Below are 14,354 nucleotides of genomic sequence, written 5' to 3'. Positions count from 1 at the left end.
CTCTCATCGACGCAGAGCGACACGGTGAGCCCATCCCCCGCTAGGAGCGAACCCATGACGATCAGCGATACGACGACCGACGCCACCTCGATGGCGCTGCACGAGATCGCGATCCAGCTCGAAGCGTCCCTGAATCGCCCGGTGGTCATCCGCCGGTTCGGTCCGGCGGGGATCGTCGGCCCGCAGTCCCCGACGCTGCTGTCCGTGCCGGTGCAGGACGACGGTGATGCCGTCGCGCTCATCGTGATCGACCTCGGCGCGGGGTCGCCCCTCACAGCGAGCGAATTCGAGGCCGTCGATGCGGCGGCCGCGCTCGTCCGGATCACCCTTCGTCGTGACCCCGGTTCATCGCGAGCCGATCGCGAGTCGGTCCTGCGCGATCTGCTGGACGTGGATGACTCGGTGCGTCGAGACGCCTATTCACGCGCACTCAGACAGAGGTGGGTGCAACGCGAGGCGGGCACGGTCGTGCGCGCCGTCCTGATCGATTCCGCCGCCACCGACGTCGACCGCATCGCCTTCGGCCGCCACCTCGCCCATCTGCGTCCGGTCCCCGCGCACTTCATCACGCTCGAGGGCGGAGTGGTCATGCTGGTCGGTCAGCCGTCGGACATCGACCTCGCCGACGTCCTCCTGCAAGAGGCCGCACGACGCGGGATGAGGATCCTCGGCATCGGCTCCGCCTCGCCGCAGCGAGGCGCGACAGACCTCCGGAGCGCAGCCGACGAGGCGGCGATCGCCGCCTCTCTCGCTGCGGCCCTCCCCCAGTTCCATCCGTCCGTCGACGCGAGCGATCTCGGCGTCTGGCGGCTGCTCGCCTCGGCATCCGCGAACCCCGACGCCCTTCGGATCATCTCTCCGGCGGCCGACGTGCTCTACTCCCAGACGGACGACACCCAGCGACTGACAGTCGAGACGTACCTCGACGTCGGCGCCAACGTGGTCGCCGCGTGCCGGATTCTCTTCGTGCACCGCACGACGCTCTACTACCGGCTCGAACGCATGCCCCCGATCGTGAAGGATGCGCTCGACGACGGTGTCAAGCGCAGCACTCTGCACCTGGCGCTGAAGCTCATCCGGCTCTGGGAATCAACGGGCCGGCTGTGATCGCGTGTCGCGAACCGACCGTCATGCGGACTCCACGGCTGTTTCCGGCGATCGCGGCGTCCCGATGGCCGACACGTCACGACGCACCCTCTCGAAGATGAACGCCTCGCTGCTGCCCGGCCCCAGAAGAGTCAGGGCTTCATCAGCCTCGGCGATCGCGGCCTCGCCTTCGCCGGCGTGGATCAGCGCACGGATGTGTCTGCGCATCATGAGCAGCACTCGGGTGTCGTCGTTCAGCGAGCGAGCGATGGCGATGCCCGACTCGCCGATCCGCATCGCATCCTCGAATCGTCCGACGGCGACGTAGGCGTCGATCAGGTCGAGGCACGCCGCGTACTGGGTGACGATGCTGGTGAGGCTGTCCGAGGTCTCGGTGGATCGCACCCTCGCGAGGGTGGCCTCCGTCGCCGCGATGGACTCGAGGAACTGACCGCGCTTGCCCTTGATCATGGATGACAGCACCTGGGCGTTCTCCAGCCCCGTGGTCTCGTGCGCAGCGGTGAATGCGTCGATGGCAGCGAGGGCAGCCCCATCAGCGTCGACGAGACGATCCAGGGTCCAGCTCGCCCATCCGATGTAGTACTGCGCCCAGCCCTCCTGGGCCGAATCCCCGGCGCGCCGTGCAGCAGCCAGCGCCGACCGTCCGGTGATCACCGCCTTCTCGCGATCGCCGACCTCGACGATCTCAGCCCACGCGACATATCCGAGCTGCGCCGCTTCCTTCGCCGGATCCCCCAAGCGCTGCGCCGCGCTCGCCGCGAGCGAGTAGAACCGGTGCCAGTTGCCCCACGTCATCCAGATGTCGGAATACCAGTGCAGCGCATCGGCGACATCGCAGACCACCGCATCGTCGCCGCGCTCTGCGGCCTCCGTATACGCCGGCCACCAGTGCTCGACCTCTGCGCGGATCCAGGCCGCGGCGGCCTCCGCACTGACGAACCCTCTCCCGGTGCGGCCGAGGGCAGTGGGCTCCCGCATCGGCTCGTACCAGGCGCCCGCGCGCTCCAGGCTTCCGAGCAGCCAGGATCGAACGTGGTCGCGGCGCCGCGCTATCTCGTCCGGTCCGACCGTCATGCGCAGCTTGCTCCGGCCGAAGAGTCGCATCAGATCGTGCAGGCGGTAGCGATCTCCGCCGCGCGCTTCGAGCATCCCCAGATCGGTGAGATCGTCCAGGCGAGACTCGACCTCGGCGAGATCGGCTGAACGCACCGCCGCGGCGGCGAGGTGAGCGCCGAACGTCCTCCCGTCGATGAGGGAGATCCAGCGGAACAGGGCGGCGGTGCGGGGGTCGAGCTCGTCGTAGGAGAGCGAGATGGCGGTTTCCACGGCCAGATCGCCGGCGACGAGAAGACGCAGCCGATCCTCCGACGTGCGCATCCGGCCGAGCAGGTCATCGACCGTCCATGCGGGCCGGCTGGCGATGCGATTGCCGACCACGCGCAGCGCCAGAGGGATGTCGTCGCAGAGGCCCGCCACCTCACCCAGAGCATCGTCGTCGGTCACGGCCTGCGGGATCAGCCGACGGAGGAAGGAGATGCTCTCCTGTCGTCGAAGTGGTCCGAGACGCAGTCGCCGCACGCCTTCGAGGCCTGCGAGGCTGCGGCGAGAGGTCACGACGACGACATCGCCGGCGCAGATCGACAGGATGGGACGGATCTGCGCCTCGTTCGCGACGTTGTCGAGCAGCACCGTGACCGGGGCGATGTCGACGGCTGCCCGCCATCGCGCTCTCGCCTCGCCGAGATCCGCGGGCGGTTTCTGCTCCGCTCCGGGCAGCTGGCGCAGCATGGCGGTCATCACCTGCAGCGGAGTCAGGGGCGACGAGCTGAAGCCGTCCAGCCCGAGGAAGACGTTGTGGTGGCCGCTCGTTTGCCCTCCTCGTTCGAGGATCTCGATCGCCACGGTCGTCTTGCCGATTCCCGGGGCCCCGCTGATGACGAGTGCGGGGCGCTGCGGATCCGGAGCCGGCGGACCGTAGAGGATCGCGAGCGCCTCATCGATCTCGGCGTCGCGGCCCGAGAAGTCGAACACCCGGTGCGGGGAGATCGCCCCAGGACCGTCGCTCGCGAGGGCGGCACGCGGTCGGGCGCGCGCAGCGCGGAGGAACGCATGCTGATCGGCCGCATCGAGGCCCAGTCCGTCGGCCAGCGCGTCGACGGTGCGGCGTTGGGGAGAGACGCTTGCGCCTCTCTCGAGGTCGCCGATCGTGCGAACGCTGACACCCGATCGTGAGGCGAGCGCTTCGAGGGTCAGGTTCTGGCCCACTCGCAGCGACCGCAGCAGCAGCCCGAAGGGTGAGGGTTCGGTCACGACGTCCGCCTTTCGCTGAGATCAGCTTGGCAGGTCTTCTCCGCGGAACGATGGCGGGACGGTTACGAGGCCGTTTCGTCATCGATCGGGACGACAGCTCCATGCTGCGCGCGCGACGCGGGCCCGACGAACGCGCGACGCATGACCACCGCTGCCGAGACCGTCGCGATCAGGACGATCGAGATGAACACGAGCAGCACAGCGGTCTGCGATGCGAAGGTGAGGATCACACCGATCGCGAGGACCGGCAGGGCGAGGCCGCAGTACGCGATCAGGAAGATCAGCGCCAGCGTCTCACCGCGTCGACCGGACTCCGCGAGAGCGGATGCCGTGGCGACCGCCGATCTGAACAGCAGCCCCACTCCGACGCCCGCCACGATGCCTCCTCCGAGGAACACCGGGAGCGACGGCAGCAGAGTTCCTGCTGCGACCGCGACGAGGCCCACTGCGCAGCAGACGGCCGCGACCGCGAGCTGGATGCGCATCGGCACGCGGGCGAGCGCCACCTGCCCGGATGCCGCAGCGGCGAACACCGAGCACGCCGTCACGCCGGCGAGAAGATGGTCGTGCTCGCCGAACGTGCTGATGAGGATGGTCGGTGCAAGAGAGGTGAACAGCCCGAAGAGAGCGAACCCCGCGAACGCGCCGAAACCCGCGGCGACGAACGCCGTCCTCGATCGCGGGGGCGCGGCGATCCGCTGCGGTCGATACCGCCGCGGCTCGTGCGGCGGCGTCACGGTCTCGGGAACGCAGGCGACGGCGATCGCGGCGACGATGAGCACGACGAGGAACACCGCGTGCGGCAGCACGAGCGGTGCGGGCAGGAACTCGGCGAACAGACCGCCGATCAGCGGTCCCAGCGCCAACCCGCCGAGGTTCGCGGCACCGGCCACCGATGCGGCGACGATGACGTTCTCGCTCGGTCGGGCGTGCGCGCGCAGCTCGCCGAGATGCGCGGTGGCCGTGGCAGTGAGGATGCCCACGCTCGCACCGTTCACCAGTCGCGCGGCGAGGAAACCGGGCACCTCGTGCCACAGCAGGAACAGCACGGCGCTGAGCACCGCGATGAGGATCGCTATGATCAGCATCCGGCGCCGACCCATCCAGTCGCTGACGTGCCCGAGCAGGAACAGGCTGAGCACGACGCCGACGGCGAAGGCCGCGAAGATCAGCGTGATGACGGAGACGGGGAACCCGTCGGCCTCCTGGTAGAGCGGGTACAGCGGTGTGGGCACCGTCGCGTACGCCATCACGAGCAGGAAGGCTGACGCGACCACCCAGAATCCCGCACCGTGTGAGAGGCGGGAGTTCGTCATGGTGGAGACACTATCGACGCCCTGCCCGGTCGGCACCGGACGGATGTCGAAAGCGAACGGGGCGGATCCTGGACAGATGTCGAGCGGTCGATGACGGCGCGCGGGTTAGCGTGGTCGCGCTCCCACGAAGCAGACGTGGGGCGACCGACAGTCGTCCGGCATCGTTCGGGACGACGGAAACCTGGAGGCTGATCATGGCGTTCGTGACCACGGATGATGGCGCAGAGATCTACTACAAGGACTGGGGCAGCCCCGAGGCTCAGCCCATCATGTTCCACCACGGCTGGCCGCTCTCGTCGGATGACTGGGACGCCCAGATGCTGTACTTCCTCGGCAAGGGCTACCGTGTCATCGCCAGCGACCGCCGCGGGCACGGACGGTCGTCGCAGATCGGCACCGGGCACGACATGGATCACTACGCGAGCGATGCCTCGGCAGTCGTCGAGCACCTCGACCTCCGCAATGCGATTCACATCGGCCACTCGACGGGTGGCGGCCAGGTCGCACGCTACGTCGCACAGTATGGTCAGCCCCAGGGCCGAGTCGCCAAGGCTGTGCTCGTGTCATCCGTGCCCCCGCTGATGGTGCAGACCGACGCCAACCCCGAGGGCACGCCGATCTCGGTCTTCGACGGCTTCCGCGAGGCGCTGGCGGCGAACCGTGCGGAGTTCTTCCAGGCGGTCGCCTCCGGCCCCTTCTACGGATTCAACCGCGAGGGCGTGGAACTCTCCGAGCCCGTGGTGGCGGACTGGTGGCGTCAGGGGATGACGGGCAGCGCCCTGGCCCACTACGAGGGGATCAAGGCCTTCTCCGAGACCGACCAGACCGACGACCTCAAGGCCATCACGGTGCCGGTGCTGGTCATCCAGGGCGATGACGACCAGGTCGTGCCGTACAAGGATGCATCGGTGAAGCAGGCCGAGCTTCTGAGCGACTCGACACTGAAGATCTACGAGGGCTTCCCGCACGGCATGCTGACCACGCACGCCGATGTGATCAACCCCGACATCCTCGCTTTCATCCAGCAGTAGCAGTCTCAGCGCGATACGGCGGGCGCATCCGGGCTCAGTTCCCGGGTGCGCCCGTCGCTAGGAGCCGGAGATCCCGGCCCCGACGACGTCGAAGGCCGCAGCGAGCAGTCCGATGGCCATCGTTTCGGGCAGCGGCTCGAGCGGCCGGTGCGCCCTCGGGTCCCCGTCGGGACCGTGGTCGGGACGAGGATCGCGGTCTCGGCGCCGGGGGACGAGGTGCGCATGCACATGCAGCCCTGCGGCCGCGGAGAGTGCGACGTCGACGCGATCGGCTCCGGTCGCTCGGCGGATGATGCGGGAGGCGAACTGGATGTCGACCAGGAAGAGCTCGGCGATCTCCGCCGGCGCGTCGGCGATGTCGTCGTAGTGATCGCGAAGGCTCAGGATGCTCCGGCCGGGGAACCGGGCGTCGGAGAACAGTCCGACACGCGACACGGTGAGCCTGCCCACCGGATCGGCCAGGACGAACGAACACTCTCGACAGCTCTTCACGTGGCCTCCTTCCCGGCATCGCCTCGACGTCCGCAAGCCGCTCAGAGTCCACGAAGAACTCTACGAGCGGCGCGACGATGCACGAAGAATTCCCCCGGGCCTGGCCATTCTCGACACTGCAGAGTAGAGTTCCGCGCCCGTCGGAGACCTGAGGTGGAGGATCGTCCACCGTCAGCAGGCGATCGATGAGGTGGGCCCTGCCGGGATCGAACCGACGACATCCACGGTGTAAACGTGGCGCTCTACCAGCTGAGCTAAAGGCCCTGGTGCGTCCAGTCTACAGATGACCCGATGCGCACCGATGTCGTGGAAGGGGGATAGGCTGAGGGCGGCACGCGTTGTGTACAACCGACAAGGTTGCCCGCGTCGCTTCCCGTTTCAATGGCATGACCTGCCAGCTTGACGAAAGGCTCCCCCGTGACTGTGCACGACCAGGATCCGTATTCCCAGGGCCCCCTCGACAGCGATCCGGAGGAGACGGGCGAGTGGCAGCAGTCGCTCGACGAGCTCGTCGACGCGAAGGGCCATGGCCGTGGCCGCGAGATCATGCTCAGCCTGCTCAAGCGCTCGAAGGAGCTGCACCTGGGCGTACCGATGGTCCCGACCACGGACTACATCAACACGATCGCTCCTGAGAACGAGCCCGAGTTCCCGGGCGACGAAGAGGTCGAGCGTCGCTACCGCGCGTGGATCCGCTGGAACGCGGCCATCACGGTGCACCGCGCACAGCGCCCCGGCATCGGCGTCGGCGGTCACATCTCGACCTACGCGTCGTCGGCGGCCCTCTACGAGGTGGGTTTCAACCACTTCTTCAAGGGTCTCGACAACCCCGGCGGCGGAGACCAGATCTTCGTCCAGGGTCACGCCTCCCCCGGCACGTACGCCCGCTCGTTCCTCGAAGGCCGCCTGAGCGAAGACCAGCTCGACGGTTTCCGCCAGGAGAAGTCGCACGCGCCGTACGGCATCCCCTCGTACCCGCACCCGCGGCTGATGCCGGAGTACTGGCAGTTCCCGACCGTCTCGATGGGTCTCGGTCCGATCAACGCCATCTACCAGGCGATGTCGAACAAGTACCTCGAGAACCGCGGCATCAAGGACACCTCCGAGTCTCACGTCTGGGCCTTCCTCGGCGACGGTGAGATGGACGAGGTCGAGAGCCGCGGTCAGCTGCAGGTCGCAGCCAACGAGGGCCTCGACAACCTCACCTTCGTCGTCAACTGCAACCTGCAGCGTCTCGACGGCCCTGTGCGCGGCAACGGAAAGATCGTGCAGGAGCTCGAGTCGTTCTTCCGCGGCGCCGGCTGGAACGTCATCAAGGTCGTCTGGGGCCGCGAGTGGGACGACCTGCTCGCCCGCGACACCGAGGGCGCGCTGCTCAACCTGATGAACGTCACCCCCGACGGTGACTACCAGACCTACAAGGCCGAGTCCGGCGCGTACGTCCGCGAGCACTTCTTCGGCCGTGACGAGCGTGCCGCTGCTCTGGTCAAGGACTACTCCGACGACCAGATCTGGAACCTCAAGCGCGGTGGCCACGACTACCGCAAGGTCTACGCCGCCTTCAAGGCCGCGACCGAGCACAAGGGCAAGCCCACCGTCATCCTCGCCAAGACCGTCAAGGGCTACGGCCTGGGTCCGCACTTCGAGGGCCGCAACGCGACCCACCAGATGAAGAAGATGACGCTGGACAACCTCAAGACGTTCCGCGACGCGATGCACATCCCGATCACGGACGCGCAGCTCGAGGAGAACCCGTACCTGCCCCCGTACTACAACCCGGGCCCCCAGGACGAGACGATCCAGTACATGCTCGAGCGTCGTAACGCGCTCGGCGGCTTCCTGCCCGAGCGTCGCTCGACGCACGTCGGCCTGGCGCTCCCCGACGACACGGCGTACGCCCTGCCCAAGAAGGGCTCCGGCACGCAGGAGATCGCCACCACCATGGCGTTCGTCCGACTGCTGAAAGACCTGCTGCGCTCGAAGGACTTCGGCCACCGCATCGTGCCGATCATCCCCGATGAGGCCCGCACCTTCGGAATGGACGCCTACTTCCCGTCGGCGAAGATCTACAACCCGAACGGCCAGCACTACACCTCGGTCGACCGTGAGCTCCTCCTCGCCTACAAGGAGAGCCCGCAGGGTCAGATCGTGCACGTCGGCATCAACGAGGCCGGCGCACTCGCGGCGTTCACCGCGGCCGGCACCTCGTACGCCACGCACGGCGAGCCGCTGATCCCGATCTACCTCTTCTACTCGATGTTCGGATTCCAGCGCACGGGTGACGCGCAGTGGGCCGCCGGCGACCAGATGGCCCGCGGGTTCATCATGGGCGCCACGGCCGGCCGCACCACCCTCACGGGTGAGGGCCTGCAGCACGCCGACGGCCACTCGCATCTGCTCGCCGCCACCAACCCGGCGACGGTCTCGTACGACCCCGCCTACGGCTACGAGATCGCGCACATCATGCGCTCCGGTCTCGAGCGCATGTACGGCGGAGAGCACGAAGACCCGAACGTCATGTACTACATCACGCTCTACAACGAGCCGATGGTCATGCCCGCCGAGCCGGAGAACGTGGACGTCGATGGCATCGTGCGCGGCATCCACCGCGTGTCGGTCGGCGAGGGCGAAGGGCCCCGCGCTCAGCTCTTCGCATCGGGCGTCGGACTCCCCTGGGCCCTCGAGGCGCAGGCACTGCTCAAGAACGACTGGGGCGTGATCGCGGATGTCTGGTCGGTCACCTCGTGGACCGAACTGCGCCGCGACGGCCTGGCCGCCGACGAGCACAACTTCCTGCACCCCGAAGAAGAGCCCCGCACGGCGTACCTCACGCAGAAGCTGCAGGGTGCCGAGGGTCCCGTCGTCGCCGTGAGCGACTTCATGCACGCCGTGCAGGACCAGATCCGTCCGTGGGTCCCGCAGCGTTTCGCGACGCTGGGCGCCGACGGCTTCGGCTTCTCCGACACGCGTGCAGCCGCTCGTCGCTTCTTCAAGATCGACGGTCCGTCGATCGTCGTCCGCACGCTGCAGTCTCTCGCCGAAGACGGGGTCGTCGACCGTTCTCTCGCCGCGCAGGCGATCCAGAAGTACAGCCTGCACGACGTGAACGCCGGCACCAGCGGCAACGCGGGCGGCGAAAGCTGAGTCGTCGGTGACGGGTTCCTCTTCGCGCGGCATGGACAAGTCGGCCACGCTCACCTGGCTGCGCCGGATCTCCGGCGACATCGCCTCGGTGACGATCAAGCGCCTCGAGGACACCCTCCCGTGGTACGCCGACATGCCACCAGCCCGCCGCTCTGCGGTCGGGCTGGTGGCTCAGGCGGGCATCACGTCGTTCATCCAGTGGTATGAGGATCCGACGTCGACGCCATGGATCGCCGCTGACATCTTCGCGGCCGCACCCAGAGAGCTGCTGCGCAGCGTCAGCCTGCAGCAGACTCTGCAGCTCATCCGAGTCACCGTCGAGGTGACCGAAGAGCGCGTCGCCGGAAGAGGCGCAGATCTCCGAGAGGCGATCCTGCTCTACTCCCGCGACGTGGCCTTCGCCGCGGCCGACGTCTACGCCAGAGCCGCCGAGGCCCGCGGTCTGTGGGATGCCAGACTCGAGGCCCTCGTCGTCGACTCCATCCTCACCGGTGAAGCGGACGAAGAGCTGCCGAGTCGGATCGCTGCCTTGGGCTGGCACGGTCACGGAGAGGTCGCGGTGCTGGTCGGCACGACTCCGCCGCAGTTCGACGTCGACCTCGTGCGTCGCACAGCGCGAAAGCTCGCTGTCGACGTGCTCATCGGAGTGCAGGGATCCCGACTCGTGCTCGTGATCGGCCGCGCTCGCATCGCCGGCCAGGAGCCTGCCGAAGGCGAAGAGGAAGAACTCGGCTTCGAAGAGATCGCGACGCGACTCGAGCCCTCGTTCGGCCCCGGTTACGTCGTGCTCGGGCCTGCGGTCGCCGCGCTCGTCGACGCGAGCCAGAGTGCACGGGCGGCCCTCGCCGGGTTCGCCGTGGCGCGCGCATGGCGCAGCGCTCCCCGTCCGGTCGACGCAGACGACCTCCTTCCCGAACGGGCGCTCGCGGGCGATCCACTCGCCAAGCAGACGCTGATCGAACGCATCTATCGCCCTCTGCAGGCGCACTCCACCGATCTCGTGACGACGCTCTGGAGTTACCTCGACAACGGCCGCTCGCTCGAGGCGACCGCCCGAGAGCTGTTCGTGCACCCGAACACCGTGCGCTACCGCCTGAAGCGCGTCAGCGAGGTCATCGGCTGGGACGCCACGGGTCCGCGCGAGGCTCTGATCCTGCAGACCGCGCTCATCCTCGGTTCGATCGGCGCCGCAGAGCAGGTCCGACGCAGGGCTCCCCTGCGTCGTCCGTCGCGCTGATCGGCGATCTGAGCCCCATCAGCTGTACGCCACACACAAGGGTTTTCTCGAATCTTGTGATGGATCATCCACCACTGATGGCGGATCGTTGGCAGACTGGGGTTGTGATTGTCGTCGTATGCCCTGGACAGGGCTCGCAGACCCCCGGTTTCCTCTCCCCCTGGCTCGAGCTCGACGGTGTGGCAGACAGCCTCGCCGCGTACTCCGAGGCGGCGGAGGTCGATCTCCAGCAGCACGGCACGGTGTCGGATGCCGACACGATCCGCGACACGCGCATCGCCCAGCCTCTGATCGTCGCCGCATCCCTGATCGCGGCGAACGCGCTCACGGCGCGTGGCGGTCGCCCCGCCGACGGTGTCGCCGGGCACTCGGTCGGCGAGATCGCCGCGCTCGTGGGCAGCGGTGTCATCGACGCCCAGACCGGCATGCGCCTGGTGGGCATCCGCGGCCGCGCCATGGCTGACGCGGCGGCACAGACCCCCACCGGCATGAGCGCCGTGCTGGGCGGCGATGAAGAGGCGATCCTCACGCGTCTCACCGAGCTCGGGCTCTCACCCGCCAATTACAACGGCGGCGGACAGCTCGTGGTCGCCGGCGAGCTCGCAGGACTCGACGCCCTTGCCTCCGAGCCCGTCAAGGGGACCCGCGTCATCCCGCTGCAGGTGGCCGGCGCATTCCACACGTCATACATGGCCTCAGCCGTCGCCGCTCTGCGCGATGCGGTCGCGACGGTCACCCCGTCCGACCCGCAGATCACCCTCTGGTCGAACCGCGATGGATCCGTCGTCGCCGATGGCGCACAGGCCCTGAGCCACCTCGTCGACCAGGTGTCGTCACCGGTGCGTTGGGACCTCTGCATGGCGTCGTTCGCCGATCACGGCATCACCGGCCTGATCGAGCTCGCGCCCGCCGGCGCGCTGACCGGTCTCGCCAAGCGCGGTCTGCGCGGAGTCCCCTCCGTGGCCGTGAAGACCCCCGATGATCTCGATGCGGCCGTCGCGCTGCTGAACGGAGAAGCCGCATGAGCCCCATCCTGAACCAGGTCACCGGTCCCGCCTTCACGCGGATCTACTCCTTCGGTGCTGCCCGTGGCGAGAACGCCGTGCCGAACGACGACCTGATCGGCCCCATCGACTCGAGCGACGAGTGGATCCGCCAGCGCACCGGCATCGTGACCCGCGTGCGCGCCGACAAGGGCACGGATGCGATCGACCTCGCCGCGATCGCCGGCGCGGAGGCCATCGAGAAGTCCGGCGTTCCCGCCGACCAGATCGACCTCGTGATCGTCGCCACCATCAGCAACCCGAAGCAGTCGCCGTCGGTCTCGGCGATCGTGGCCGACCGTGTGGGTGCGAACCCGGCTGCCGCCTACGACGTCAACGCGGCCTGCGCCGGCTACGCCTACGCGATCACTCAGGCCGACGCGCTCATCAAGTCGGGCGCCGCACGCTACGCGCTCGTGATCGGCACGGAGAAGCTCTCCGACGTCGTCGACCCTGCCGACCGGAGCATCTCGTTCCTGCTCGGCGACGGCGCGGGCGCTGCACTCATCGGTCCGAGCGACACGCCGGGCATCGCCCCCGCAGTGTGGGGTTCGGACGGCTCCAAGGCCGATGCGGTCGGCATGAACGCGACCCTGACCGAGTTCCGTGACGGCGAGGTGCCGTGGCCGACCCTGCGCCAGGAGGGCCAGACGGTCTTCCGCTGGGCCGTGTGGGAGATGGCGAAGGTCGCCCGCGAGGCGCTCGACAAGGCCGGCGTCGAACCGACCGACATCGCCGCGTTCATCCCGCATCAGGCGAACATGCGCATCATCGACGAGTTCGCCAAGCAGCTGAAGCTGCCGGAGTCGACCGTGATCGCGCGCGACATCGAGACCACCGGCAACACGTCGGCAGCCTCGATCCCCCTCGCCAGCCACCGGCTGATGGCCGAGCATCCCGAGCTCTCGGGTGGGCTCGCGCTGCAGATCGGCTTCGGCGCCGGACTCGTGTTCGCCGCCCAGGTCGTCGTCCTCCCCTGAGAACGCGCCGACTTTCCCTAGACTGTTCCACGGTTCCGAATACAAACCCGTAAGAAAGAGGAAGACCACATGGCTTTCACCAACGATGAGGTCCTCGCAGGCCTCGCAGAGCTCATCACCGACGAGACCGGCATCAACGCATCCGAGGTCGCCCTCGAGAAGTCGTTCACCGACGACCTCGACATCGACTCGATCTCGATGATGACGATCGTCGTCAACGCCGAGGAGAAGTTCGGCGTCACCATCCCCGACGACGAGGTCAAGAACCTCAAGACCGTCGGCGACGCTGTCAACTTCATCGTCGCAGGCCAGGAGTAATCCTCGAAGGATGCCACCCCCGCGCTGCCGGGGCGTGGCATCCTCCGCCTTGCCCGCTCTCTGCTCGACCCGCCTGACAAGGAACCACACATGACCAAGCGCATCGTCGTCACCGGCATCGGCGCCACGTCCGCCATCGGCGGGACAGCACCCGAGAACTGGACGAACCTGCTCGCAGGCCAGTCCGGCACCCGCACCCTTGAGCACGACTGGGTGCAGCAGTACGAACTTCCGGTCACCTTCGCCGCCGAGGCGATCGTCCGCCCCGAAGAGGTCCTGCCCCGCCACGAGGCGAAGCGGCTCGACCCCTCCTCGCAGTTCGCGCTCATCGCGGCACGCGAGGCCTGGGCGGATGCCGGTTCTCCCGAGGTCGCTCCCGAGCGTCTCGGAGTCGACTTCGCCACCGGCATCGGCGGCCTGTGGACCCTGCTCGACGCGTGGGACACCCTGCGCGAGAAGGGCCCCCGCCGCGTGATGCCGCTGACCGTTCCGATGCTCATGCCGAACGCGGCGGCCGGCAACCTGTCGCTGCAGTTCCAGGCTCGTGCCTACGCGCAGACAGTCGTCAGCGCCTGCGCCTCGAGCACCGAGTCGATCATCCACGCCTTCCACCACCTGCAGGACGGTCTCGCCGACGTCGTGATCGCCGGTGGCACCGAATCGGCCATCCACCCGATCACGATGGCGTCGTTCGCGTCCGCGCAGGCTCTGTCCCGCCGCAATGACGACCCGGCCACGGCCTCGCGTCCCGGCGCGATCGACCGCGACGGCTTCGTGATGGGCGAGGGCGCAGCCGCGCTCATCCTCGAGACCGAGGAGCACGCCAAGGCACGCGGCGCCAAGATCTACGGCTACGTTCTAGGGGGTGGCGTCACCGCTGATGCGTACCACATCACGGGCAACGACCCCGAGGGCACCGGCGCCGCACGGGCCGTCACGCAGGCGCTCGACGAGGCCGGCATCACCGCCGACCAGGTCGCGCACATCAACGCGCACGCGACGTCCACCCCCGTGGGCGACCCCAACGAGTACGTCGCGCTCAAGAAGGTCTTCGGCGAGCGGATCGATGAGATCCCCGTCTCGGCCACCAAGGCGTCGACCGGGCACCTGCTCGGCGGCACGGGAGCCCTCGAGGCGATCTTCGCGCTGCTCGCGCTCCGCGACCGCGTCGCCCCGCCGACCATCAACATGACCGAACCCGATCCGGCTGTGCCGTTCAAGCTCTCGGGCGAGGCGCAGCCTCTCGGCGACGGCCAGCTCTTCGCGATCAGCAACTCGTTCGGCTTCGGTGGCCACAACGCCGTCGCCGTCTTCGCGAGCGCCGACTGACCTGCAGCGCTGACGAAGAGCGGCCCCCGGGTATCCCGGGGGCCGCT

General features: G+C 68.2%; 11 protein-coding genes and 1 tRNA gene. 8 read left to right on the top strand and 4 right to left on the bottom strand.

What is annotated here, in order from left to right:
* The first annotated feature begins 54 nt into the window (after nucleotides 1–54).
* The gene (locus OPU70_RS01610) at nucleotides 55–1,107 is read left to right on the top strand and encodes a PucR family transcriptional regulator (RefSeq protein ID WP_498557025.1); all 1,053 of its coding nucleotides are present in this window, start codon (nucleotides 55–57) and stop codon (nucleotides 1,105–1,107) included.
* A 21-nt stretch (nucleotides 1,108–1,128) separates the two neighbouring features.
* Here OPU70_RS01610 and OPU70_RS01605 read toward each other — a convergent pair whose 3' ends face one another.
* A complete protein-coding gene (locus OPU70_RS01605; protein WP_498557024.1) occupies nucleotides 1,129–3,417 on the bottom strand; it encodes a helix-turn-helix domain-containing protein in 2,289 nt (762 codons plus the stop codon).
* Between the two features lie 62 nt (nucleotides 3,418–3,479).
* The gene (locus OPU70_RS01600; protein ID WP_498557023.1) at nucleotides 3,480–4,733 is read right to left on the bottom strand and encodes an MFS transporter; all 1,254 of its coding nucleotides are present in this window, start codon (nucleotides 4,731–4,733) and stop codon (nucleotides 3,480–3,482) included.
* A 194-nt stretch (nucleotides 4,734–4,927) separates the two neighbouring features.
* On the opposite strand from OPU70_RS01600, the gene OPU70_RS01595 reads away from it, so the two are divergent.
* Nucleotides 4,928–5,764: an alpha/beta fold hydrolase gene (locus OPU70_RS01595; RefSeq protein ID WP_498557022.1), complete on the top strand. Its 837-nt coding sequence runs from the start codon at nucleotides 4,928–4,930 to the stop codon at nucleotides 5,762–5,764.
* Nucleotides 5,765–5,821: 57 nt separating this feature from the next.
* Here OPU70_RS01595 and OPU70_RS01590 read toward each other — a convergent pair whose 3' ends face one another.
* Nucleotides 5,822–6,256 (bottom strand): HIT family protein, encoded by a 435-nt coding sequence (locus OPU70_RS01590; RefSeq protein ID WP_498557021.1) that lies wholly within the window; start codon nucleotides 6,254–6,256, stop codon nucleotides 5,822–5,824.
* A 191-nt stretch (nucleotides 6,257–6,447) separates the two neighbouring features.
* Nucleotides 6,448–6,520 (bottom strand) — tRNA-Val (locus OPU70_RS01585).
* Nucleotides 6,521–6,673: 153 nt separating this feature from the next.
* Between OPU70_RS01585 and aceE the strand changes: the two genes are divergently transcribed.
* From aceE to OPU70_RS01555, 6 genes are all read left to right on the top strand, one after another.
* Entirely contained in the window at nucleotides 6,674–9,400 is a 2,727-nt protein-coding gene (aceE, locus tag OPU70_RS01580; protein WP_309689029.1) for a pyruvate dehydrogenase (acetyl-transferring), homodimeric type, read from the top strand.
* Nucleotides 9,401–9,431: 31 nt separating this feature from the next.
* Nucleotides 9,432–10,637 (top strand): PucR family transcriptional regulator, encoded by a 1,206-nt coding sequence (locus tag OPU70_RS01575; protein ID WP_056377454.1) that lies wholly within the window; start codon nucleotides 9,432–9,434, stop codon nucleotides 10,635–10,637.
* Nucleotides 10,638–10,741: 104 nt separating this feature from the next.
* Nucleotides 10,742–11,662, top strand: a complete 921-nt coding sequence (locus OPU70_RS01570) for an ACP S-malonyltransferase (RefSeq protein ID WP_475434364.1) — start codon at nucleotides 10,742–10,744, stop codon at nucleotides 11,660–11,662.
* Complete coding sequence (locus OPU70_RS01565) at nucleotides 11,659–12,660, top strand: beta-ketoacyl-ACP synthase III (RefSeq protein ID WP_042537516.1); 1,002 nt, start codon at nucleotides 11,659–11,661, stop codon at nucleotides 12,658–12,660. Before OPU70_RS01570 ends, OPU70_RS01565 begins: the two co-directional genes overlap by 4 nt.
* Nucleotides 12,661–12,729: 69 nt before the next feature.
* Entirely contained in the window at nucleotides 12,730–12,978 is a 249-nt protein-coding gene (locus tag OPU70_RS01560; RefSeq protein WP_017202249.1) for an acyl carrier protein, read from the top strand.
* 90 nt (nucleotides 12,979–13,068) lie between these two features.
* The gene (locus OPU70_RS01555) at nucleotides 13,069–14,307 is read left to right on the top strand and encodes a beta-ketoacyl-[acyl-carrier-protein] synthase family protein (RefSeq protein ID WP_042537520.1); all 1,239 of its coding nucleotides are present in this window, start codon (nucleotides 13,069–13,071) and stop codon (nucleotides 14,305–14,307) included.
* The last annotated feature ends 47 nt before the right edge of the window (nucleotides 14,308–14,354 follow it).

It is taken from the genome of Microbacterium sp. SWDP-B6 (assembly GCF_059803615.1).
The sequence above is the reverse complement of the archived record's forward strand: the minus strand, read 5'-3'. Positions and strand labels throughout refer to the sequence as shown.

Bases quoted from the DNA above. Each gene is read 5' to 3' on its own strand.
- OPU70_RS01600 (WP_498557023.1), bottom strand. From the start codon at position 4,733: ATGACGAACTCCCGCCTCTCACACGGTGCGGGATTCTGGGTGGTCGCG.
- OPU70_RS01560 (WP_017202249.1), top strand. From the start codon at position 12,730: ATGGCTTTCACCAACGATGAGGTCCTCGCAGGCCTCGCAGAGCTCATC.
- OPU70_RS01565 (WP_042537516.1), top strand. From the start codon at position 11,659: ATGAGCCCCATCCTGAACCAGGTCACCGGTCCCGCCTTCACGCGGATC.
- OPU70_RS01595 (WP_498557022.1), top strand. From the start codon at position 4,928: ATGGCGTTCGTGACCACGGATGATGGCGCAGAGATCTACTACAAGGAC.
- OPU70_RS01575 (WP_056377454.1), top strand. From the start codon at position 9,432: ATGGACAAGTCGGCCACGCTCACCTGGCTGCGCCGGATCTCCGGCGAC.
- OPU70_RS01555 (WP_042537520.1), top strand. From the start codon at position 13,069: ATGACCAAGCGCATCGTCGTCACCGGCATCGGCGCCACGTCCGCCATC.
- OPU70_RS01610 (WP_498557025.1), top strand. From the start codon at position 55: ATGACGATCAGCGATACGACGACCGACGCCACCTCGATGGCGCTGCAC.